Origin of the sequence: Serratia nematodiphila DZ0503SBS1 (assembly GCF_000738675.1) — a bacterium.
Classification (GTDB): Bacteria; Pseudomonadota; Gammaproteobacteria; order Enterobacterales; family Enterobacteriaceae; genus Serratia; species Serratia nematodiphila.
This window is the reverse complement of record NZ_JPUX01000002.1, coordinates 471,612-494,278: the sequence shown is the minus strand read 5'-3', so window position 1 is coordinate 494,278 and position 22,667 is coordinate 471,612. Positions and strand designations below refer to the sequence as shown.

Below are 22,667 nucleotides of genomic sequence, written 5' to 3'. Positions count from 1 at the left end.
TTATACCGGTTAATTAGATTGTTGCATGCAGCGCATCGGCGATAGGCAAATCAGCCAGAATGCCCGATTTATTCAGCGCCACCAACATTTGCTCCGTGACGATATTATTGGTTTCCCACGGTTTAACATGCGTTGCTGGATAAGTGTCTGCGATGATGTCGATAATTTCCGCTTCTGTCAGTCCTAGTTGGCGCAACATGCAGGCGCTGAAATCTTTGGCGATAGCGTCGGTTGCGTAGCCTTCCAGGAAAGCCAAAATCGGTTGTTGCAACGCTTGCTTGGTCGCCGCGTCGCTGTGGCGCCAGATATGGCTCAGCACCTGCTGTGAGAAGCGGGCATGGCGGCCTTCATCCGCAACGTGATCTTTCATCACCAGATAGAAGGTCGGGAAAATATCTTCGTTGTTGATCACATCGATCAGATCGGTCGTCAGCGCCTGCTCCGACAGGGACACGCAAACCAGTCGCAGCAGTTCGCGCAGACGTTCGTCCCCCATTGCCAACGATTGAGCCAGGGCATAGGAGGCCTCGGTATCTTTTGGCATCGGCAGCGGCGCAATGGACGTCATCTGCTCTACCTGATTGATCAGATCCAGCGCCACCAGGGCGTGATAGGACTCATCCACGACCACAGTCAGCGCGTCTAAGCGCATTTCAAGCGGAAAGTCTACGCCGACCGCGTTTTTATAGAGCTTGTAACTGGAATCATTGATGATATCCAACTCGATGTTGGCGATGCCATTCAGGTAATGGTAGAGGGTTTGTACCTGAATATAGCGCAAGGCTTGTTCACCGAGCGCGGCAACGCGCGGATGGAGGCACAGCGGCAGACGTTCGAGGGGGAAGAAAAGGGTTGATTGGCTGTCCTGTTCGTTGAGAAGGCGACGCGGGCGGGAGCGAACAATCGCGGCGCGATCCCATTTTTTCAACGTGGTTTCAATGAGGCTCATCGGTTAATCCTTATTAATAGAGTTCTATTTCAATATCCGATTGTGAATAGGCGCAGCAGGCCAGAATAATATTCTCTTCTAACTCCTCTTCGCATAAGGCACTCTGTTTTTCATGGCGTATATTTCCGCTGATTAGAAGTAATTTGCAACAGCCGCACCTCCCCTTTCGGCATAGGTTGGGAATGTCGATATTTAATCTTTCAAAGTTTTCAAGCAGCGACGTTTCAGGACAAAAGTCACCGATGCCCGCGCCATCAAAAATAACTTGATGACCATCGGGCCCTGTATTTTCAGACATGGCGTGTTATTCCCTATGGAAGTCAGTGAGTGAGATCACATTTTAAAATTCATATAAGTAAATTGTTATTAATAATAGGTTGTGAGTTTTAATGGGGAGTAACGATAGCTTTGGCTTTGTTTATTGTCAACAAGACACATTAAAAACATTAACATTATATTAAAGGTTATTTCACATAATATAGTTCATATTCAAACTTTATTGCCTTGATTGTTTAGCAATTCTTATTATTGCTTGTTTTATAATATCAATAAGCAAAAATCGTTGTTTAGTGAATGGAAAACAGGACGCCGCCGCCTTCCAATGATAGCCTGAGCGACAATTTGGTTTTGATAACGCAAACAGGAAGATGACATGTTGAAAACCGCAGGCTGGCTGCTGCCCGCCATCGTGGCGCTGGCGGGGTGTTCGTCATCCGGCCAACGTCACGAACAAACCCTCAGCCAGGCGCTGGCGGCCCTCGGCCAGGACAAGGCGCTGGTTGGGGCGTCGAGCGGCGTGATGGTGCGCGATGCCGAGAGCGGCGCCGTGCTGTATCAGGCGCACGCGGATCAGCGTTTGGCGCCAGCTTCCAACATGAAGATGTTCACCTCTCTGGCGGCGTTCGGCGTGCTGGGGGCCGATTACCGCTTTGAAACCCGGCTGTTGACCGCCGGTAAACAGCGTGGCGACACCTTGCAAGGGGATCTCTATCTGCAGGGCAGCGGTGACCCGACGCTGCATCCGGACGATCTCGACACCTTCGCCGCAGCGCTGGCACAGCGCGGCATCCGTCATATACAGGGGCGGTTGTTGCTGGATGCCGGCGCCTTCGATCAGACGCCATTCGGCGCCGGTTGGAGCTGGGACGATGAACCTTTCGCCTTCGCTGCGCCGATCTCGGCGCTGAACTACGCCTTTACTCCCGGCGGCGATATCAACGTGGTGCAGGTGGCGGTGCGGCCGGGCGCCCGCGCCGGCGCGCCGGGACGGGTGAGCTTCTATCCCGCCAATGACGCGGTGACGCTGGTCAACCGCACCACCACCGGTAGTGACACCGCGCTGACGTACGAGCGCCGGCCGGGCAGCAACCGGATCGTGGTCAGCGGCACCATCGCCGCGCAGGCGGAGGCCAACTCGCGATTGATTACCGTCGATCAACCGTCCCTCGTCGTCGGCGCCTTATTGCAACATGCTCTGCGCGCGCACGGCATCACTCTGCGCGGCAAGGTTGAAGAGGGCGTGACGCCGGCCGGCGCACAGCTGCTGGCGGAAAAAACCTCTCCGCCGCTCTCCCGCCTGGCCGTCACCTTCCTGAAAGTCTCCAATAACGGCTACGGCGAGATATTGACCAAGGCGATGGGCCGCAAGACGCAGGGTAAAGGGGATTGGGCCGCCGGCCTTCGGGCGATAAACGGATTTGTGCAAAGCCAGGGCGTCGCGGCCGACGCGTATCGCCAGGTGGACGGCTCAGGGCTGTCGCGCATGAACCAGATCACGCCGCAACAGCTGACGACGCTGCTGCTGGCGGCCAGAAAACAGCCGTGGTTCGCCGACTGGTATCACGCCTTGCCCGTCGCGGGCGAGCCGGGGTTGCTGGTGGGCGGCACGCTGCAAAGCCGCATGGTGAACAGCGCGGCGGCGGGGCGCGCCCACGCCAAGAGCGGTTCCATGACCGGCGTATCGTCGCTCAGCGGCTATGTCGATTCGGCGACCGGGCGGCCGCTGGCATTCGCCATCATCAGCAATAACTATCTGGTGCCGGGCGCGCAGGTGAAGGCGCTGGAGGACCGCCTGGTGGAAACGCTGGCGGCCTGTGACGCCACGGTGGCGTGCCGCTGAGCGCGCGGCGTCAGTCGCGTTTGGCGATGTCGGCGAAGCTGCCGGCCAGCAGGCGGCACAGATCGGCGGCGGCCAGTTCGATGTCCAGCCCGCGTTTGCCGCCGGAAACGTAGATGGTGGTGAACGCTTGCGCCGGGCTGTCGATCACCGTCGGCAGCCGTTTTTTCTGCCCCAGCGGGCTGATGCCGCCCACCAGATAACCGGTGACGCGCTGCGCCAACTGCGGATCGGCCATCTCGGCCTTTTTGGCGCCGAGCGCGCGGGCGACCTTCTTCAGATCCAACTGGGTCGCGACCGGCGTGACCGCCACCGCCAGGTGTTTGGCGTCGCCGTTCAGCGCCACCAGCAAGGTTTTGTAAACCCGATCGGCATCCAGCCCCAGCTTTCTCACCGCCTCGTCGCCGAAGTTGGTTTCGTCGCTGTCGTGGTGATAAGGATGGAGGGTGAAGGCGACCTTTTGTTTCTCAAGCAGAACGACTGCGGGCGTCATGATGTGTTGTCCAAAATGTCCCCGGTGGGGAAAGGGTGATAACCAGCCTTAAAAATACAAAAATCCAACCTGCCCGGCAACCTGAGCGGCTGTTACATAAAGCGGGTTGCCAAGATATTCACCGGGTTGCTACCCTGTTTACTGTAACCGTTAACACGGTTGCTATGCGTATAACTAGAATACAAGAAATTCCTCTTTGACTGGCCAATAGCGATATTGGCCTCTTTTTTACCCCTGCGGCTGCAGCATCGCCGGCAGGTTATCCTCGCCGTACAGGTGCAATGCGCCAACCGCCACCACATAGTCACCGGCAGGCAGCGCCTCCAGCTGATGCCGCCAGTCGCGATTGCGCTGATGCATCAGCACGTCATACAGCCCGGCGCTGAAGGTGGCGGGCAGCGTGTCCAGCGTACCGCGCGGTTTGGCGTCCAGCCACCAGCTCACCATGGTTTGCAGCAGCCGCGCGTTGGTATGCCAGTGCTCCAGCGTATCGCGCAGCAGCGCAATGCCGCCCTCCGGCAATTGTTCCAGCATCGCCAGCTGCTGCTGCGCGCCTTCCAGTTCGATCACCGGTTTGTCCTGCGCCCGGGCGGCTTGCAGCAGCTGATAGTCCACGCCATATTCCGCGCGCAGCCCCAAACGCTGAGCCTGGCGCGCCTGCATCATCAGCGCCACCTGCCAGCCGGGCAGGGTAGCGAAGGCGTGCGGGTCGGCACCCAGCTCATGGCACAGCGCCAGCAACCGTTGATATTCTTCGGCGGACAGGCGCTGTTCCAGCTCCGGCTGCAGCTCGGCGTGGTCGAAAGGGGAGGCGGAGTCGGTGATATCGGCTTCGACGATCAGCGCGTCGGCCTGCTGCAGCCGGGCGGCCAGCCGGGGCGGCAACGGCGACATATCGACGGTGCCCATATGGATGCTGCCCACCAGATGCAGCCGACGATCGCCAGGCAGGGTGATGTCCAACGCCGGATAAGCGTAACGCTTGGGCGAGATCAGACCGAGAAAGGCGGCGAGGCGGCGTAACAGTTGACCCATACGGCGTGGCTCCTGAATAACGGGTGCGCGTTTCAGCATGAAAGGCGAGGGGAAATCGTTATTCATGCTAAACGCTATCCGCCGCGCAGGAAAGCCCGGAAAACAGCGGGGCGCCATGACGGCGCCCCGGCGATCACTTCTGCGGTTTAAAACGCAGCAACCGGTTGGCGTTGCTGACCACGGTAATGGACGACAGCGCCATCGCCGCGCCCGCCACCACCGGGCTGAGCAGCGTGCCGGTCAGCGGGTAGAGCACGCCGGCGGCGATCGGAATGCCCAGCGTATTGTAGATAAAGGCGCCGAACAGGTTCTGCTTCATGTTGCGCAGCGTCGCCTTCGACAGCGCTACCGCATCCGCCACGCCGTGCAGGCTGTGGCGCATCAGGGTGATGGCGGCGGTCTCGATGGCGATGTCGCTGCCGCCGCCCATCGCGATGCCCACGTCGGCCTGCGCCAGCGCCGGGGCGTCGTTGATGCCGTCGCCGACCATCGCCACGCGCTGGCCCTGCGCCTGCAACTGTTTGATCGCCGCCGCTTTGCCGTCCGGCAGCACGCCGGCAATCACCCGATCGATACCGGCCTCTTTGGCGATGGCGTTGGCGGTTACCGGGTTGTCGCCGGTCAGCATCACCAGCTGATACCCCTGTTGGTGCAGGCGCTGCAGCGCCGCGACGCTGTCCTCGCGCAGCGGATCGCGAATGGCGAACAGCGCGGCCGGTTTACCGTCCACGGCCAGCAGCACCGGCGTCACGCCGCGTTCGGCCTGGGCGCGCATCGGCGCTTCCAGTTCGGCGGTCGCGACCTGATGCTGTTCCAGCAGCGCGGCGTTGCCCAGCAGCACCTGCACGCCGTCGATCTCCCCGCTGACGCCGGCGCCGCGCAGGGTGCGGAACTGCGCGACCTGCGGCAGCGTTTGCCCAGCGGCGCGTTCCATGATGGCGCGCGCCAGCGGGTGGTTGGAGCCTTGTTCCAGCGCGGCGGCCCAGCCGATCGCCTGCTGTTCGCTGACCTGATTGAAGGTCAGGATCTCCACCACCTGCGGTTTCCCTTCGGTCAGGGTGCCGGTTTTGTCGAACACCAGGGTGTCCAACTGGCTGGCCTGCTGCAGGGCGTCGGCGTCGCGCACCAGCACGCCGAACTCCGCCGCGCGGCCGACGCCTGAAATGATCGACATCGGCGTCGCCAGGCCCAATGCGCACGGGCAGGCGATGATCAGCACCGTGGTGGCGATCACCAGCGTATAGACCAGCTGCGGCTGCGGGCCAAAGAAGTACCATATCGCCGCGCTGAACAGGGCGATCGCCACTACCGCCGGCACGAACACCGCCGAGACGCGGTCAGCCAGTTGGCCAATCGCCGGTTTACTGCTCTGCGCCTGACGCACCAGTTTGATGATGCGCGCCAGCGTGGTTTGGCTGCCGATGGCGGCGGCGCGGAACAGCACGCTGCCGTCGTCGACCACCGTCCCGGCATGCACCGTGTCGCCGGCGCCTTTCTGCTGCGGCACCGCTTCGCCGGTCAGCATCGCTTCATCGAGCCAGACTTCGCCCTGTACGATTTCACCGTCGACCGGCACGCGATCGCCGGTGGTCAGCCGCAGCGTCATGCCGAGCTGCACCTCCGCCAGCGGGATATCGCGCTCGCCGTCGTCGGTCACCAGGCGCGCGGTGGGCGGCGTCAGATCCAGCAGCCGCTCCAGCGCCTGTGAAGAACGCTGACGGGCGCGCTGCTCCAGCGCATGGCCGAGGTTGATCAAACCGATGATCATCGCGCTGGCCTCGTAATAGAGGTGGCGCGCTTCCATCGGGAAGAAATCGGGCCAAACGTTGACGGCGATCGAGTAAAGCCAGGCGGCGCCGGTGCCGAGCGCCACCAGGGTGTCCATGGTGGCGCTGCCGTTCATCAGCGCGCGCCAGGCGTTGCGGTAGAAGTGCCCGCCGGCGAACACCATCACCGCCAGGGTGATGACGCCGACCAGCAGCCAGGGGCGCTGGGTTTCCGGCGTCAGCGTCATGCTGCCGCCGAACAGCCCCCAGGCCATCAGCGGGATACCCAACGCCAGCCCCAGCGCCGCCTGCCAGCTAAAGCGCTTCATGTTGGCGCGTGCGGTCTGCTGCTGGCGTTCGCGGCGTTCGGTTTCGTCCTGAATCATCTCGGCGCCGTAGCCGGCTTTTTCCACCGCCGCCACCAGCGCTTGCGCATCGGCGGCGCCGGTCACCAGCGCGCTGCGTTCCGCCAGGTTGACGCGCGCGTGTTCTACGCCGGGTACGCTTTGCAGCGCCTGCTGCACTTTATTGACGCAGCTGGCGCAGGTCATGCCGCTGAGCAGCAGCTGTACGCTGTCGTCCGCGCTGTCGGTTGCCGGAAGGGAAGGTTGCGCCGCTGGCTGAACGTCCGGCAACGAAGGTGTTGCGTCAGCCAACGGCTCAGTTTTTGGGACGACGGCGCCCGCCACGCTGGCGTGATAACCGGCATCTTCCACCGCAGCGATCAGCGCCTGCGGATCGGCATCGCCGTACACTTTCGCGCTGTCGATCTCGACGTCGGCGGCGAACACGCCCGGCACCGCTTCCAGCGCCTTGCGAGTGGTGCCGACGCAGTGCATGCAGCTCAGGCCGCTCAGCTGCAGTTCGGTATCGGCGTGCGGCGCGACTTCGGCCTGATAACCGGCGGCGATCACGCTGTCGATCAATGCGCTGTCCGGCGCCTCGCCGGTCACTTTGGCGTAATGCACGTTAACGTCCGCCTGTTCGACATCGCTGCGGCTTTCCAGGGCTTTTTTCACCCGCTGCGCGCAGTTCATGCAGGACAGCCCCTGCAATGCCAGCATAGTGGTGTGTGACATGATTGGACTCCTTGCTTAGAAGGCGGTGTTTAAAGGTTGACCGCCTGACCTGTTTTCACTAAGAAGGGAGCTTAAACCTTCCCGCAAGGGTAAGGTCAAGGCGGTTTTTACTTGCGCGGGCGTGACGGTCGTTTTGTGTTGTATAACAAGGTGTTTTATCGGCGGCAACGCGGTCAGCTTGCCCGGACCGCGCTGCCGCCTTGGGGTTACAGCACGAAAGGAATGAAACACTTAACCTGACGTTTATAGTTGCGCCAGACCTCGCCGTAGCGCTTCTCGGCCATTTTCTCGCTTTTGGGAATGGCGTCGGCGAAATACTGCACCAGGTTAGTCAGCGGTGCGATCAGGCCAAACAGGTTGCCGGCAAGCAGCCCGAAGCTGACGAAAATAAGAAAGTCGCCGAAATAATTCGGATGGCGCGCCAACCCCCAAAAGCCACTGTTCAGCAGCCGGCCTTTATTGTTCGGATCCTGTTTGAAGCGCCGTTTTTGATAATCGCTGCCGAAGTGGAACAGCGTGCCTATCAGGTAGACCCCAATGGCCAGCCATTGCAGCGCGCCCCACGGCCCCTGCAGTTGGCTGGCCCAATAGAAGGGCAGGCAGTACAGGCCGCCGAAGATCATGACCATCATCACCGCCAGCCATGGCACCTGCTGCGTGGGCATCACGTCCTTGAGTTTGGCCGCGGCGGTATTGCCGTACCAACGTGTCAGCACGATGTTCATGCGCAGCAGGTACAGGCCGACCATGACAAGGATCAGGGCTTTGTGGCTCAGATCGCCCTCGCCGAAATAGCAATAGACCAAGGTAACCGGCCCCATGGCGTTGAACCCCCACAGAAACATCGGGCGAGTGTCTTGAGCGCCGCGGCTGGTAATAAACGCCAGCAGGGCAAGGATCAACAAAACAGCGGCCAAAGCAATCCATACGTTCATTGTGTTCTCCTCAGCGGATTAGGGGGAATCGTTCCCCGGGGGCGCGCATTCGCCGGATGGCGGCGCGGTCAAAATGCTTTGCCAGCTGCGTCTGGGCGCTGCGCTGCCCCATTGTTGCAGGTGGCCGAAGCGGGCAAAAAACACCGGGGGAGCGCTGAGCGCCAGGGTTGCTGCGAGCTCGCGACGCGCCTCGGCGTGTTGCACCAGAACGCTGATCGGATGCAATCCCCAACCCCAGTGTTGCAGCGTGAGCCACAGACGTCCAAGCCGCATGCCGGTGGCGAACAGGTGCTCGGCACTTTCGTCGTTCAGACACAGCGCCAGGTATTGCGGGCCTTCCGCGACGCGTTGCGCCAGCCCTTGCGCCATATAAGCCGGCAAGCGCAGCCCGGCCGCCAGCCGGCTTAAGCGAGGATGAAACGCCACTTGGAAGAAGCGCTTGAATGCTGGGGATACCGGGCCAAACAGGTGGTGCAGGTGAAAACCGTCGTCGGTAGGCTGCCGTTCGTTGAAGCGGATGTATTGATAGGTTTCGCGCCAGGCTTGGCGATCCGAGAAATCGAGCGCGGCGTGACGAGCGGTGAGCTGCGCGACCCGGCGGCGAGCGCGTTCGTCACCTGCGATACTGAGCGAACTCGCCGTTCCGTCGAACAAGGTTTGCAGCTGCATCCGCTGCGCTTCATTGATTGGCGTAGGCTGATAGGCCGCCCGTGCGGTATGCCGCTCGCCGATCAGCTGCGCCAATTGGCGATGGGCGGCGCGATCGGGCGCGGCAGGCGCGGCAGGCGCGGCGGGGGCAAAGCTCAGTAAATGCGTGGGGCCATGCTCCCAACGCCAGGCGAGAGGCGTGCCTGCACAGTTGAGCAGCGCGCTGAGGTACTCGAAGAAAATCCCGCAGCTCATCAGCATCTCGCGTTCCAGCGAAGGCAGACTCTGCAAGGCGCGACGGCGGTCGATAGCCAACCGGCCACATCGGGCGTCGGCGTCATAGTGGAGAGACCAGGGTTGGCAGTTGTGTGAAGAGGGCGCCTGCCGCGCGATGTCCACGGCCTGTTGCAGCGCCGCGGCGAAAAGGTCTTGGGTCATGATAAGGCTCCGAAAGCGGAAGGGGCGGGCAGGGAAAATACGGTAACGTTCGCTCTGAACGACATGCTTTCCTCCGCCGGAAAGCAGAGTGCGCATGCCCAGTCCAGGCTGCGCCACAGCCAGAAGCGTCTGCTCGCCAAACTGCCGTCTGCGCTTGAGACCAACCCGGTGTGCCAGTCGATGCCGAGCGTCCGCAATTCGTAGGGCAGGCCGCGGCCGTGGCTTTTTAAAAATGCTTCGCGAATGGCCCAGACGGCGCAGGCCTGTATGCGTCCCAATCGCTGCTCCGCCTCGCCAAAGGCCCAGCGCAGCGCCGCGCCGGAGAAGGGGCGATAATGCTGCAGATCGATGCCGAGCGGGATATCGCCGGTGGCGCTGGCGTACCAGGCATGCGAATGGCTGAGAGAAACGTGGCGGCGTCCCAGCAGGAGGTGTTCGCCGAACGGTTGTCCACTCGCCTCATGGCGCAGCGTAAAGCCGGTCGCGTCCCCCCGGCACCATGTCCGGTTCAGCAGCGCGATGGCCTGTGCCCGCGCGTGGTTTTTCACCGCCGACAGATGCCGCAATCCCCGAACGGCGGCGCAGCGGTGGGGGCCGCCCAGCGCGATGACGATACGCGGCGCCACGCTAAGCTCGATAACCATCGGCGATGCGTTCTCCGCTGATTTCGTCAACGACTTCCGCCAACTGATTAAAGCGTTCAACCAGGCTTTGAAACAGCGGGGTTTGCATCTCGCGCTCGAACATTTTCAGCGAGTTCAGCTGAATGATTTCGATAAAGTGAAACGGCGCCTCCGCCGAAGGGCTGACTTCGATGACATCGAAGGCGCGTACCGCATCGAGGTGGCGGCAAGCCTGGTAATCGGTCGTCTCCACCCAGTCGCGAAACGCGGCGCGGTGGGCGATGTCTTTTAGCCGAATCTTATGGACGATAATGTGCATCTGGGCGGCCTTTTTAAATGGGTTGATGGATAAGCAAATGGTAATTGATGCCACCGGTGCCAAAGCCGTTGATCGCCGCCCGACGCCCGTCTTCACCCTGTGGCCAGTCGAGCGCGATTTGCGGGATTTCGGCCGGGATCGCCGCCAGCGGCAGTTCGGCATTCAATGTCGCCACCGGCGTGGGCGGGATTTGACCGTGTTCGAAAGCGCTCAGCACTTTGCACAGGCTGAGCGCGCCGGCGCCGGCGAAACAGTGGCCGAAGTTGTACTTCACTGAACCGATGTACAAAGGGGCGCGCGCGGCGCGGCGATACCCCTGATGCAATGACGCGACTTCTGCCCGATCGCCCAGTTCGGTGCCGGTGCCGTGCGCTTCGAGATACTGTATCTGGCGCGCTTCGACGGCGCTCAGGCTCTGGGTTTTTTCGATTGCCAACGCCTGGCCCTCGGGATCGGGCGCGGTCATGGAATAGCTGTCGCAAGATCCCGATATCGCTTCGATGGTGGCGATGGCCCGCGATGTCGCCTGGCCGGTCAGAATGAAGAAGCCGCCACCGTCGCCGGGAGTAAAACCGTCGGCTTGTCGGGCGAAAGGTCGCATACGCGAAGCGGAAAGCATCATTTGCGCGCTGCACAGCACCATATCGCGTTCGAGCGTCGCCGTTTCTATGCCGCCGACGAGCACCGCATCGTAGCGGCCGGCCTGTAACGCCCTGACCGCATTGTGCAAGGCGGCCAGCGAACTGGCGCAGGCTGCCTCGACCGCGTAGCAGTCCGCCTCGACGCCGAGCTGTTGCGCCAACAGCTGCGCGGTGCCGAGGCCGCAGGCGCCATGCCAGCTCCAGCGGTTGATCGCGGGTTGGGGCGGTGGCGAAAGGGGGACGCCGGCGGAAGGCAATGCCGGCCACAGCGCGCTCATGGCCTGTTGTCGATCGGCGCTCAAAGACAGGTTGCTGGCGACGATAATGGCGATGCGTTCAAAGCGTCGCAGGCTGTCGGGCCACGCCGCGCAGCCGTTGAGGGCGTGCAGTTGTGTGACGTCGAGGCGCTGCTTTTTGGCCGGCATCATAGGCCGCGTCAGCTCAAGCCGCACCGGATCGTGCGTTGGGAAGCACATGGCATGAGCGGTGTAGGCGCTGAGCTTTTGCGGCGTGGGGCGCACGAAGGCGCCGGGGTGCAACTGCTCGGGGCTGTGATCGCGCAGGGCGTCCTCACCGTTGCGCAAGGCCTGCCAGAAACGCGCTTTATCCAGCCCCTGCGCGGTGATGGGCTGATAGTCGATGATGCTGATGCGTGGCGAAGCCGTCGGTTTTAATGAGGGGGGAGACGCCGCGTCAATCCGCCAGCGATAGCCGGTGAACGAGTGGCCGGCGCACGTCTGTTGCCGTTGCAACAGCATGTCGAGGAGATGGCAGAAAACCTGATTGGCGCCGGCAAAATAGCCGGCGCTCGGCGCGGCATCCTGTCGTTCGGCGATCAGGGTCGACAATTGTGCGATCGCTGGCCATCCCTGTTCCTGAGCGACGTCCAGCGGGCAAACGACCAGGCTGATCGCCCCCTCCAGCCAACAGGCCGAAGAGGAAACGCCCTGCGCCAACAGCATGTCCGCCTGGGGTTGATGGTGGAAGCATTGTACGGCGGTCAGCACCGCCATGCGGCTGTCGGCATGGCGAAAACAGTCTTGCGCCAACTGCAGCAAGCGCAGGCCGCCCAGATCGGCGCCGTCGAGGGTTTGGCATTTACCGCGCGTGCGGGCGAAATGGGCGATGCGCGCGGGAATGCTGGAGGCCATTTCCCCTACGCGATCGTGGGATGAACTGCCGAACGCCTGGGCCAGCGGCTGTTTGTAATCGTCAATCCGGCGCATGACCGCTGCCGGTGAGAGCCCCTGAGCGTCAAGCCGTTCGGCCAGCCTGCGCAGCGCGCCGATTTTGGTGGCGTTGCGATAGGCCGCATCACTGCCCAAATGGGTGGCGCAAAATTGATCGCAGCGGTCGCGCAACGCGTCGGATAACGTCAGATGCTGCATGGCGGCGGAGGCGGCCTGCAGCGCCAGGCGGGTCTCGCGGCTGACCGCCAGTCGAAACAGCGGCGGGATGGCGAATTTTTTGAAATCAAACGCGGCGTCGTCGATCTGGCGACCGCGGATCGGCGCGGCCGCATCGCTCCACGGCATCGGCGGCGGGGCGTCGAACAGCGCCGACCAGGCGGCGCCGTTGGACAGATCGATACGATCGATGCCGGGCAGTGCGCAGCCGATGCCGACCAGCGCCAGCGGCGCGGCATGAATTTCCTGGTTCATCGCGCGTTCACCTCGGACAAACGTCCTCTGTCCACCTTGCCGTTGGCGTTGGTGGGCAGGCTGTCGGCGACCACCAGTTGGCTGGGGAGCATATAGGCGGGCAGCCTGGGCTGCAGGAACTGCTTGAGCTCCAGCAGGTTGGGGCGGAGCGCGCCGGGATGGAGGGTGATCACGGCGATCAGTTTTTGCTTCAGCTCGCCGAGCTCGACATACAGTGCGGCCTGGCTGACCGAGGGATGGTGATGAAGGATCGATTCAATCTCACCCAATTCCACCCGGTAGCCGTTGATTTTCACCATGTCGTCCAGCCGGCCGCGGTAGACCAGCCCATTCGCCGTCGTCTCCACCCAGTCGCCGGTCGCGTGGCATTGGCGCGGATGCCATTGCGCTTGCCGCGATGAGGCGACGTTGCTGTAGCCGGGGGTAACGCACGGCCCGCCGATCAGCAATTCTCCGCGTCGGCCCGGCGTACCGTCAATCGGCTGCAGGCGCCCCTGTTCATCGACCAACTGCGCCGTCAAGCCGGGCAACGGATGGCCGATGGGGATCTGCTCCAGCGTCGCCAACTGCGTTCGATCCAGCGCGTAGGCGGTGCAGACATTGGTTTCCGTCGGGCCATACCAGTTGCTGACGCGGCACCGGGCCGGCAGATGCGCAACCAGACGCCTCAGCGCGGCGGCCGGATAAGGCTCACCGGCGAACGTGACCTGGCGCAGCGTTTTCACCGTCGACGGCGCCAGCAACGCGCTCTTTTCCAGCATGGCTAAAATCGAAGGCACGCTGTACCACAGAGTGACGCCGTGCGTTTGCAATCCGCGAACGAGAGCCTGGCAATCTTTCTGTTCATCTTCGCGCACGAGCCAGGTCGCGGCGCCGGCGCAAACGCCGGCGAACAGATCGAAGGTGCTCAGATCAAAGGCGAAACTGGCATGATTGGCCAGCACGTCGCGCGCCGTCAGTTGTGTATCGCTGACGGCCCAGCCGATGAAAAACGTCAGCATGTCATGGGTGATTTGCACCCCTTTCGGGGTGCCTGTGGAGCCTGAAGTATAGAGAATGGCGGCGAGGGGGGAGCCGAGCGCGATGATCGCTTCCGGCCAGGCGCCATCGAGATCGGTGCGGCCATCGAGCGCGCTCAACCAGCCCTCATCGACGATCAGCGCGGGTGAGGCGGCGGCGATAATGCGTTCGATGCGCGCCGTCGGTTGGCTGAAATCGATAGGGACATAGTGGTTGCCGCTCAGCCAACATGCGTACATGGCGGCGACGGCGTCGGGCCCTTTCTGCAGGTTGAGCAGCACGGCCTGCTGCTTCAACCCGGCATGTCGCAGCGCCGCCGCCATCATGCAGGCGCGATCGGCCAGGCGACGATAGCTCCAGCGCCGATCGCCGCACAGCAGAGCGGTGCTTTCCGGCGCTTGGCGGGCGTGCCGGAACAGGGCCTCCAGTATCGGTGAAATGAAGGTTGCCATGATGTCAGACCTCGGCGGCGCGTGCGCGCTCTTCCCGTCGGACATCGCCGTTGACCGGCACGCCGGTCTCCAGCGCCGCCGCCACCAAAATGGCGTAGGCTTCATCCAGATCTTCACGCGTGTGTTCACTGGTCACGCTGATGCGTAAGCGGGCGTCACCCACGCTGACGCCCGGGAAGACCACGGTCTGGCAGAATAGCCCGCGCGCCCGGACGGCGCGGCCGAACAGCAGCGTTTTGGCGTCGTCACCCACCACCACCGGAATGATGGCCGAGTCGGAATGCTCAAGGTCAAAGCCGGCGTTAAGCAGCAGCGTGCGGAAGTAGTAGATGTTGTCCCACAGCTTGGCCAGTCGCTCGGGTTCACGCAGCATCACGTCGATGGAGGCGATCACGCCGGCGGCGACTGCGGCGGGGATGGTGGCGGCGAAAACATAGGAGTTGGAGTAGAAACGCAGGTATTCGACCACTTCGCCATCGGCGCAAACGAAGCCGCCTAATCCCGACAGCGCCTTGCTCATGGTGCCCAGCTCGAGATCCACCCGGCCTTTCATATTGAAGTGTTCCGCCGTGCCCGAGCCGGTTTTGCCCAAGACGCCGGTCGCGTGCGCGTCGTCGACCAATACGCGTGCGCCGTAGCGTTCGGCCAGCTTCATCAGGCGCGGCAGATCGACGATATCGCCGTGCATGCTGAAAACGCCATCGGTGACGATCAGCTTGCCGCCGGGGTGATCGGCGTATTTGGCCAGCGATTTCTCAAGACTGGTCAAAGAGTGATCATAAATTTTCCGCTGCGCGCCCGCCAACTTGCAGCCGTCCTGGATGCTCATGTGGTTGATGGCGTCGGTGAACACCAGGTCGTGTCGGCTGGTCAGAGCCGAGATGCATCCCAGGTTGGCCGAGTAGCCGGACGGATAGACGATGCAGTCTTCGCGCCCTTTGAGCTTGGCCAGTTTGCGCTCCAATTCCAGATGCAGCACGTTGCTGCCGGCGATGATGCGGCACCCGGTATTGGTGGCGCCGTACAGGCCGGCGGCGTCCTGGATGGCGTGGATCACTTCCGGATGGTTCGACAATCCCAGATAGCTGTTGGAGCCGAACATCAGAAATTCGCGGCTTTTGCCGGTGACCTCGTCGAACATGACCGCGCGGTTTTTGCACGGCGTTTCAAGCGGCATGCCGTACCAGTAAAGCTGACGCTGTTTTTTATCGCGATAAAAAGCGCCGAACTCACGCGTTTTATGGAACAAATCCGGGTGCTCGATGCCGACGAAGTCCCGCATGGTGCGCGGATCGCCGAGCTCATCGCGCGCGTCCGGCGACGCGGGCGCCTTGGTGGGCTGCGGCGCAGCGGATGCGGCGGTGTGCTGGCCAAAGCGGCTGAACCACGCTTCGCCCTGTTCCTGAACCAGCCGCGCCGTCAGGTTGTGCTCCAGCTCAGCCAACGTGCGGCACTCCGCCAGCGCTGCGTTATCGTCCAGGCCCAGCGTTTTGAGCAGCTCGTTGCGCGCCATCACCACCGCGACGGAGTCGATGCCCAGGTCGCCTTCGATGGCGGCGTCGGGGGGCAGATCACGCACTTCATATCCGCTGTGGGTGGCGAACACCTGGCGCACGAGAACGCTCAACCAGGCCTGAGGCGTCTCGGGGGCAGGTTGCGCGGCGGCGTTCGGCGTCGGCAGCGTGAAACCGCGCTGCAAAATACCGTCGAGCGCATCCTGAATGGTTTTGATCTCCTGGATCTCCAGCGGCGTATTTAATTGAAACTGACGGTTCAGCACCATGGCAATTTCCGCCAGCGCGATGGAGTCGACGCCCAAATCGTTTTCCAGATGGCTGGTCAGGGCCAGTGCCGACGGTTCATACTCGGTCAGCCGGGCGAAGGTGTGCAGCACCGACTGCCGGACGGCTTCATGCGCGTTTGCGGCGCTATCGACGGCGTGAACGCTCATGCGACACCCCCTGCGGCGACTTGCGCTTGCAACCGTTGCACCAGCGCGACCATCGCCTGCACCGAGGCGAAATTCGCCGGATGGATCTCATGCATGCCGATGGCGACATGAGACTCCTGACGCAGAAAATCCACCAGATCGAAAATGGAGGCGGAATCGACGACGTTCAGTTCAAACAGCGGGGTTTGAGCGTTCAGGCCGTCGTGATCGCCATCCAGATACTGGGTGGCGATATGCTGGATCAATTTGCTTTCTAACATTGCGAGCTCCCGTTGCTAACTGGTTATTTTTCGCCGACGATCAGGGTGCGTGGGCCGGCAATTTTCATGATGCGCGCGTTGCTGAACCCCGCCAGACGGAATCTGTCCAGGTATTCCTGCGCGCTGCTCTCTATGCCACCGTCGGTGGAGACCAGCATGTTCAGCGACAGCAGGGCGGTAAATTCCGGCCCTGATTTGTCTTCGTTCAGCGGCGTTTCGGAAGCGATGAAGCGGCCGCCGGCCGGCATCGCCCGATAGATGTTGCGCAGGATGGTCAGTTGGGTTTCCGGGGCGTAGTCGTGCAGCATCCATCCCAGGTGGATCAGGTCATAGCCGCCGATCGGCAGATCGCCGCTGATGACATCGCCCTCCACGACGTCAATGCGTTCGCCATAGCCTTGCAGCATCAGCTTGTCGCGCAAAAACGCCGAGGCCTGCGGCAGTTCGCAGATCGCCAGTGCGATCCCCGGATAAGCGTCGGCGATCGCCATCGGCAGGCTGCCGATCCCGCTGCCGATGTCCAAAAACGCACGGTGTTGCGAGAAGTCGTAATCGCGAACAAAGCCGGCGATAAAGGGCGCGGCGAATTTACCGAGAAACTCCTGGAAGTCCGCCACGTCGTCCGGATTTTGGTACAGGATGTCGAACCAACTGCGGTCATCGCCGAATACCGTGCGGCGCTGGTGGGCATCGTTTCGCACCGCCGTTTTCAGCTCGCCCCACAGCGGATACAGGAAGGTATCGATGTGGCGGCCCAGCCATCCCAGCCACTGCGGTTCGTCGCTCAACAGAAAAGCCCGGTGGGCGGCGGGCAGATGATAAAGGCCGTCTCGTTGGTCGAGATACCCCATGGCCCGCAGCGCGATGAGCAACTGTTCGGTCGAACGCGCCGGGCAGTCAAGCCGCGCGGCGATGTGCGCCGCGTCGGCGTCCCGATCGCGCAACTGATCGAACAGCTTCAGCGCCAGCGCGGCGGTCAGCGCCTTGGCCTGGAAAAAGCCCATCATCTGATTGACGGCATCTTGCTTGGTTAAAGGCATTGCTGGCTCCCTAGTCTAAAAAGGTGGAGAGTTCCTCGCACACCGTGGCAAAGGCGCCGACGAAACGGTCGATCTCGGCTTTGCTGATGATGAGCGGGGGTTGAATACGGATCACCGTCGAGCTGTTGGCGGTAATGAAGGTCAGGATCTTGTGGTCCTGGCACAGCTTGGTGACGAATTTCATGCAGAACATTTCGCCGAGCGCCTGTTCCATGCGATCCATCGCAGCCCGCAGATGGGCTTGCACCGGATCGGGCAAGAATTTCCAGGTGGTGTGCCAATCGCCGGGCAGCCGGGTGGCGAATTCGCGGGCGGAGGCGTTGACCGCGCCGGTGAACGCCTGGTCGAACTGGATCCCCAGCATCAGGCCGCGGCCGCGCACCTCGCTGACGAACGGATAGCGGGCGGCGATCTCGCTCAGTGCCTGCTTAAAGTAGGCGCCCATCCGTTCGGCATGGCCGACCAAATCCTGCGCCAGGATCTCGCGCAGCGCGCTGAGGGCGACGACCGAGGCGAGGTTGCCGCCGCCGTAGGTGGAGCTGTGCACCAGGAAGCGATCCGCCGTGCCATAGGCTTTTTGCCAAAGATCGGCTCGGCACAGCGTGGCGCCGATGGGGATCAGGCCGCCGGACAGGGATTTCGACAGCATCAGCACGTCCGGCTCGATACCGTCCCATTCGCAGGCGAAAAGTTTGCCGGTGCGCCCAAGCCCGGTTTGCACTTCGTCCACCATCAGCAGCACGCCGGTCTCGCGGCAGAGCTGCTGCACCGCCTGCAGGTAACCGGCGGGCGGGATATGCACGCCGCCTTCGCCCTGGATCGGTTCGATCATCAGCGCGCCGACGTCTTCACGGTTCAGCGCTTCCCGCAGCGCGGCGAGATCGCCGAACGGCACCTCCACCATCGCGTCCAGCAGCGGTGTGAAATAGCGGCGGTGTTTGTCTCGTCCGGTGATGGACAACGCACCCAGCGTTTTACCGTGGTAACTGTTGCGCAGATAGGCGATGCCCGGCTTGCCCGTCGAGGCCTTGGCGATCTTCATCGCGGCCTCGACGGCTTCGGTGCCGGAGTTGCTGAAGAACACCCGGCCCATGTTGCCCGGCGCCAGACGACAGAGCACTTCGGCCAGCTTGGCGGTCTGTTCGGGAATGGAAATGTATTGAATGAAGTTGGGGCCTTGAGCGTCGAGGTAGTTTTTCAGCGCGTTGACCACTGGCTGCGGGTTGTGGCCCAGGTTTAGGCACCCGTAGCCCGCCACCATGTCCAGGAAAGCCTCGCCCGCATCGTCATACAACTGGGTGCCGGCGGCGCTGCGGAAAACGTTGTCGCAGCGCTGCAACTTGAGGAAGTCCACCATCATGGGGTTGATGTATTGATGATAGCGGTCGAGGGTGTCTTCCCTGGCCGGCGTTTGGGCGATGACCGCGTCGATAAACGCCAGGCGCGATGCGGGCAACGCCGCATCAGCCGATTCCCCGGCATAGATGTCATGGTGGTAGTAGCGCTTGAGATTGATCACGCTCTGCCGATCGATGCGCTCGCCGTACGAGGCCAGCGGATAGGCGAAGAACCCGTGGCGCTCGGCGATTTCACCGATCTCCAGCACTTTTTCCGGCGCCAGATAGCGGCCCAGCGAAAAGTTTTCCCGCCGGTTTTCCAGTGCCAGCACAATGGTTTCCGCCATGCAGCCGTTCAATTGTTGCTTGATGGTGACGTTGAGCGATTCTCCTCCCAACTTGACCGCATCGGTGGCGGTGACGCAGCCGCCGTCGATGATCAGAATGTCATCCCGCGCCGGGCGCGTTTCCGAAGCGATATCGCGCGGCAGCGCCACGTCGATGAAGATCGAGCCGGGTTGCAGTCTGGCGGGGTCGATCACGCCGCCGGCGGAGGTCGCGGCGGCAAACAGTTTGCAGCGCGGGTAGAGATCTTCGGGATCGCTGGTCAGGGTGACGCGCGAGTGATACTCCTCGGGCAAATGGCTGAGCAGTTCGCTGCGATCATGGTGGCCGGCGCGGTGCAGCAAATGGAGAGAGAAACCGTGCGCCAGCAGCAGACGGCTTAGCGCCAGGCAGATCGACCCCGGATAGCCGACGATGGCGACGGGTTCCTCCTCCGGGCGGATTTCCAGCCAGGACTGGATCTGCATCAAGGCCTTGTAGCCGGCGTAGGTGGTCAGCGAGTTGCCGGAGGTGACCGGCACCGGCGACTTTTCCGCAGTGGCTTCGCCGCGTCGCCCAACGATAGAGGTAAAACCGCCGAGACCGACCAGTTCGGCGCCATCGCCGGCCAGCTCTTCGATGCCTTGGACCACCCTGGCGGCGATACCGCGTGCGTCGGCCAGCATCTCATCCGCCACCAGCGGCATGTATTTGATCACCCCTTCGCAAGTGGCGCCGGTCGCCGAGGTGATCCTGGCGAAGTTCATAAAGGGAACCAGGTTTTGTCGTTCCCACAGTTCACGCGTATAGCCGCTGTGCTGCTCGGTCGAGTTGCGTTGCAGCAGATCGAGCATTTTGACGTAACGTTTCAACCCCAGCGAGGTGGGATGAGCGATGAATCCGAATTTCATGAGGTGGCTTCCTGTGTAGGATCTTGGTCGAAGGCGGTGCTGGTCGATTCGGGCTGTTGGGCCGCCCAGGCTTTGCGCTCCTGCAGGGCGTCGTGGTCGCTCGGATCGCGCTGCCAGCCTTTGGCGGTGGCCAGCGAGATACCGTCGCCTTCATTGTTGTGCCCCAGCACCACGGAGAACAGATTGAGTCGGTGCGGCGTGGTCAGCGCCTGGCGAATGACGTCTTCGTCGAAATGCGTAAGCGTTTTGCTCTGGATATGGAAGTTATTGACCGTTTGTTCGACGTCCGGCTGTTCGACGTTCACCAACCGCATTTGCCGCGAGGTGCGATTGAACAGAATGCGTTCCTGATAGGTATTGATGACGGACAGCCCGCCGTTGCATAAATAGAAGACGGTGATGCTTTTATTCAGCAACTGCGGATGGGTGAGAATGTTGTCGATAAAGGCCGGCAGGATGTCCGGTACGATCCCTTTAGCACCGTCGCCGATAAACGCCATCACGTGGCTTGGGCTGGTGTAAGCCAGGTAGCCGGTGGCCAGTAGAGCGTCGCCCATCAGGGCGCGGCCATACCAGCCGGAAAAGCCGCGGCGCGTTTTGGCGACGTTGCGCGCGGCGGAGATGCCGCACCGGCCGACGTCATATACGCCGGTAAAATCGAATCCCTCCGTTTCGATCAGTTCTTCAATCACTCGGTTCAACTGGCAGAAGAAGTAGTTGGCCGACATGGGCAGACTGGGAAGCTGGCTGACCACGTCGGAAGGCGAATCGAGATAGGCGGCGATCAGCGCGCGGCGTCTTTCCCGCAATGCCGGATCGACGTCGAGATGCGCTTTCACCGTGCGCAGGAACGCCAGACAGTTCATGTGCAGGTGCAGATCGGCATAGGGCGACAGATGGCGCTCATCGTGCGTAAGCTGCACCAGGTGAACCTTGCGCTCCAGCCTGCCGTCGGAGAAGGGGGTGGTGATCTGAGCGACGCGGCTTTTGATCATAAACAGGCTCTGCTCGCTCATGGCGTTGAGCTTGTCGTTGGTGTGCAGGAAGTTGTAGACGCGCGGGCTGTAGCCGTAAATCGCCAGGGTGCCCAGGTAGTGGGGATTGCGCCGGCCCTGATAATATTTCGGCGCCGAGCCTGGATGGGCCAACGAGTCCACCAGGGCGATGCCGGCGGCGTCGGCGATGTCATGGATCAGGGCGTATTCGTCGTCGCTGACCGGGCCCAGCTGCCACACCAGCCGTTCCGGCCCGCGGTTGATCAGCGCTATCGCCTGTGCCAGGCTTTCGCTCATCGGCAGCGGATCGTCCGCCGACAGAACCGGGATCGGCGAGGGATCGCAGACGGCGCCCTCCAGCGACAGGGTCGACTCCAGCACGTTTTGCGTTGCCAGAATCACCACCGGGCCCTGGCCTTGATGATAAAGGCGGAAGGCTTCCGTCAAACCGGTGCCGATCGTTTCGACGTCATCGATATAAACGAACGGGATGCGGCGGGCGACAAGCACTTCACGCATGTCTTCCGTCGGCGTCAGCGTTCCCTGGAAGCTGTACCATTGATTGCCGCGGTTTTCCGCCGCGACGATGATGCCCTGGGCGGCGGTTTCCTTGAGGTTGGCCAGCGTCCCCTTGAATTCATCCATCATTCCGGAGGTCACTACGCCGAGGAACGGCATGCGATACAGCTGCCAGTTGGCCATGGCGCCGCAGGCGATGGCGTGTTCGTTAGGGCCGCGCAGGATCAGCGCGCCGCGCGCCTCCGCATGCCGATCCAGATAGCCGATCAGATTGGAGATGATCGACCCGGTGTAATAGGACACCAGCCAGCGTTCGGCGGCGGTACGCTCGAAAAATTGAATCAGCTGCTCACCCAGCGTGTTGTGCAGCGCCAGCGCGCCGATCGGCTTGACCCGGCGGTTGGTGTAGTTCATCTCGAAGAAGTCCATCCACAGGCACAACAGCTCGGTTTGGAAAATCGCCGGATCTTCGCTGCGCACGATTTCGCGGTATTGCTGCGGCAGGTAGCGGAAGGGCGATCGCAGCTGGCGAATGAACGCAACGGTGGAGAAGGTGGTGTAAAACGCGGGAATGCCGCTGCGCTGCAAGGCGCTGTAAAAGGCGTCCAGATCGCGATCGATCTGTTCGATGCTGTCATCGACGCCGGCCGGCGTGGTCTGATCGTAGAACAGCATGCCCAAATGAAATTCGGGACGCTGTTCCAGCGCATGGGTATAGATGATCTTGCCGGTGGCCTCGGCCAGGCTGGCGCATTGGATGATGCGAACGTTGATAGCCTTGTTTTGGCCTTTGAGAAAGTGCAGCGCCTTTTCGCGCGCGGCCAGATAAAGCGAGTCCGCCGCCAGATCCAACAGTTTCAGCGGCATCTCGGACTGGATATGCACGCGGTTGAAAACATAATCGCGGATATCGTTCAGTACGCTGAGCCCGGTTTGGAAAAACGCCGGGTTGCGCGTCACCACCACCACGCCGACCGTCAGGGTATCGGGATCTGCGTCGGTGCGGCAGGCCTGGCGTTCCGCTTGCCACACTTGCTCGTAGGCGGCGGAGTTGGTGAGTCTTGCTTGTCCTGTCAGGGTCGTCATGATGAGTTCCTTGTGCAGCCAAAATGGAGTGACGGCTTCAGCCAGGCGGGCAAATTCGGCACGACAAAG

At 62.0% G+C, this 22,667-nt stretch carries 17 protein-coding genes; 1 reads left to right on the top strand and 16 read right to left on the bottom strand.

Translation table 11 applies throughout. From position 1 onward, the window contains the following. Nucleotides 1-13: 13 nt before the first annotated feature. Both JL05_RS22965 and JL05_RS25065 read right to left on the bottom strand, forming a co-directional pair. Nucleotides 14-949, bottom strand: coding sequence for a diiron oxygenase (locus tag JL05_RS22965; RefSeq protein WP_033633971.1), 936 nt, complete (start codon nt 947-949; stop codon nt 14-16). Between the two features lie 13 nt (nt 950-962). After that, nucleotides 963-1,247: a 2Fe-2S iron-sulfur cluster-binding protein gene (locus tag JL05_RS25065; RefSeq protein WP_072010128.1), complete on the bottom strand. Its 285-nt coding sequence runs from the start codon at nt 1,245-1,247 to the stop codon at nt 963-965. A gap of 354 nt (nt 1,248-1,601) precedes the next feature. On the opposite strand from JL05_RS25065, the gene dacB reads away from it, so the two are divergent. Next, complete coding sequence (dacB, locus tag JL05_RS22960; protein WP_033633970.1) at nt 1,602-3,068, top strand: D-alanyl-D-alanine carboxypeptidase/D-alanyl-D-alanine endopeptidase; 1,467 nt, start codon at nt 1,602-1,604, stop codon at nt 3,066-3,068. Nucleotides 3,069-3,078: 10 nt separating this feature from the next. Here dacB and ybaK read toward each other — a convergent pair whose 3' ends face one another. The 14 genes from ybaK to pigD all read right to left on the bottom strand — a co-directional run bounded on the left by ybaK (nt 3,079) and on the right by pigD (nt 22,598). Then, entirely contained in the window at nt 3,079-3,558 is a 480-nt protein-coding gene (ybaK, locus tag JL05_RS22955) for a Cys-tRNA(Pro)/Cys-tRNA(Cys) deacylase YbaK (protein ID WP_033633969.1), read from the bottom strand. Between the two features lie 228 nt (nt 3,559-3,786). After that, nucleotides 3,787-4,593 carry a TraB/GumN family protein gene (locus tag JL05_RS22950; protein WP_015376874.1) on the bottom strand — a complete coding sequence of 269 codons (807 nt, stop codon included), beginning with the start codon at nt 4,591-4,593 and terminating at the stop codon, nt 3,787-3,789. 133 nt (nt 4,594-4,726) lie between these two features. Beyond that, entirely contained in the window at nt 4,727-7,438 is a 2,712-nt protein-coding gene (gene copA / locus JL05_RS22945) for a copper-exporting P-type ATPase CopA (protein WP_033633968.1), read from the bottom strand. A 206-nt stretch (nt 7,439-7,644) separates the two neighbouring features. Then, nucleotides 7,645-8,373, bottom strand: a complete 729-nt coding sequence (locus JL05_RS22940) for a DUF1295 domain-containing protein (protein ID WP_021504656.1) — start codon at nt 8,371-8,373, stop codon at nt 7,645-7,647. 18 nt (nt 8,374-8,391) lie between these two features. Continuing rightward, nucleotides 8,392-9,459 (bottom strand): nitroreductase family protein, encoded by a 1,068-nt coding sequence (locus tag JL05_RS22935; protein ID WP_033633967.1) that lies wholly within the window; start codon nt 9,457-9,459, stop codon nt 8,392-8,394. Further along, nucleotides 9,456-10,103 (bottom strand): 4'-phosphopantetheinyl transferase family protein, encoded by a 648-nt coding sequence (locus JL05_RS22930; protein ID WP_033633966.1) that lies wholly within the window; start codon nt 10,101-10,103, stop codon nt 9,456-9,458. Before JL05_RS22930 ends, JL05_RS22935 begins: the two co-directional genes overlap by 4 nt. Then, nucleotides 10,087-10,401 carry a RedY-like protein gene (locus JL05_RS22925; RefSeq protein ID WP_004940233.1) on the bottom strand — a complete coding sequence of 105 codons (315 nt, stop codon included), beginning with the start codon at nt 10,399-10,401 and terminating at the stop codon, nt 10,087-10,089. Before JL05_RS22925 ends, JL05_RS22930 begins: the two co-directional genes overlap by 17 nt. Before the next feature lie 13 nt (nt 10,402-10,414). Further along, nucleotides 10,415-12,703 (bottom strand): prodigiosin MBC biosynthesis protein PigJ, encoded by a 2,289-nt coding sequence (gene pigJ, locus JL05_RS22920; protein WP_033633965.1) that lies wholly within the window; start codon nt 12,701-12,703, stop codon nt 10,415-10,417. Beyond that, nucleotides 12,700-14,175, bottom strand: a complete 1,476-nt coding sequence (gene pigI / locus JL05_RS22915) for an L-proline--[L-prolyl-carrier protein] ligase PigI (RefSeq protein ID WP_228392557.1) — start codon at nt 14,173-14,175, stop codon at nt 12,700-12,702. The genes pigJ and pigI overlap by 4 nt, the downstream gene beginning before the upstream one ends. A 4-nt stretch (nt 14,176-14,179) precedes the next feature. Further along, on the bottom strand, nt 14,180-16,126 hold the full coding sequence (locus JL05_RS22910) for an aminotransferase class I/II-fold pyridoxal phosphate-dependent enzyme (protein ID WP_033633963.1): 1,947 nt from the start codon (nt 16,124-16,126) through the stop codon (nt 14,180-14,182). Further along, the gene (locus tag JL05_RS22905; protein WP_004940224.1) at nt 16,123-16,386 is read right to left on the bottom strand and encodes an acyl carrier protein; all 264 of its coding nucleotides are present in this window, start codon (nt 16,384-16,386) and stop codon (nt 16,123-16,125) included. The genes JL05_RS22910 and JL05_RS22905 overlap by 4 nt, the downstream gene beginning before the upstream one ends. A gap of 23 nt (nt 16,387-16,409) precedes the next feature. Continuing rightward, nucleotides 16,410-17,426: a methyltransferase gene (locus JL05_RS22900; protein ID WP_033633961.1), complete on the bottom strand. Its 1,017-nt coding sequence runs from the start codon at nt 17,424-17,426 to the stop codon at nt 16,410-16,412. 10 nt (nt 17,427-17,436) lie between these two features. Then, nucleotides 17,437-19,998, bottom strand: coding sequence for a prodigiosin MAP biosynthesis aminotransferase PigE (gene pigE, locus JL05_RS22895; RefSeq protein WP_033633960.1), 2,562 nt, complete (start codon nt 19,996-19,998; stop codon nt 17,437-17,439). Further along, entirely contained in the window at nt 19,995-22,598 is a 2,604-nt protein-coding gene (gene pigD / locus JL05_RS22890) for a prodigiosin MAP biosynthesis protein PigD (RefSeq protein WP_033633958.1), read from the bottom strand. The genes pigE and pigD overlap by 4 nt, the downstream gene beginning before the upstream one ends. Nucleotides 22,599-22,667 lie beyond the last annotated feature (69 nt).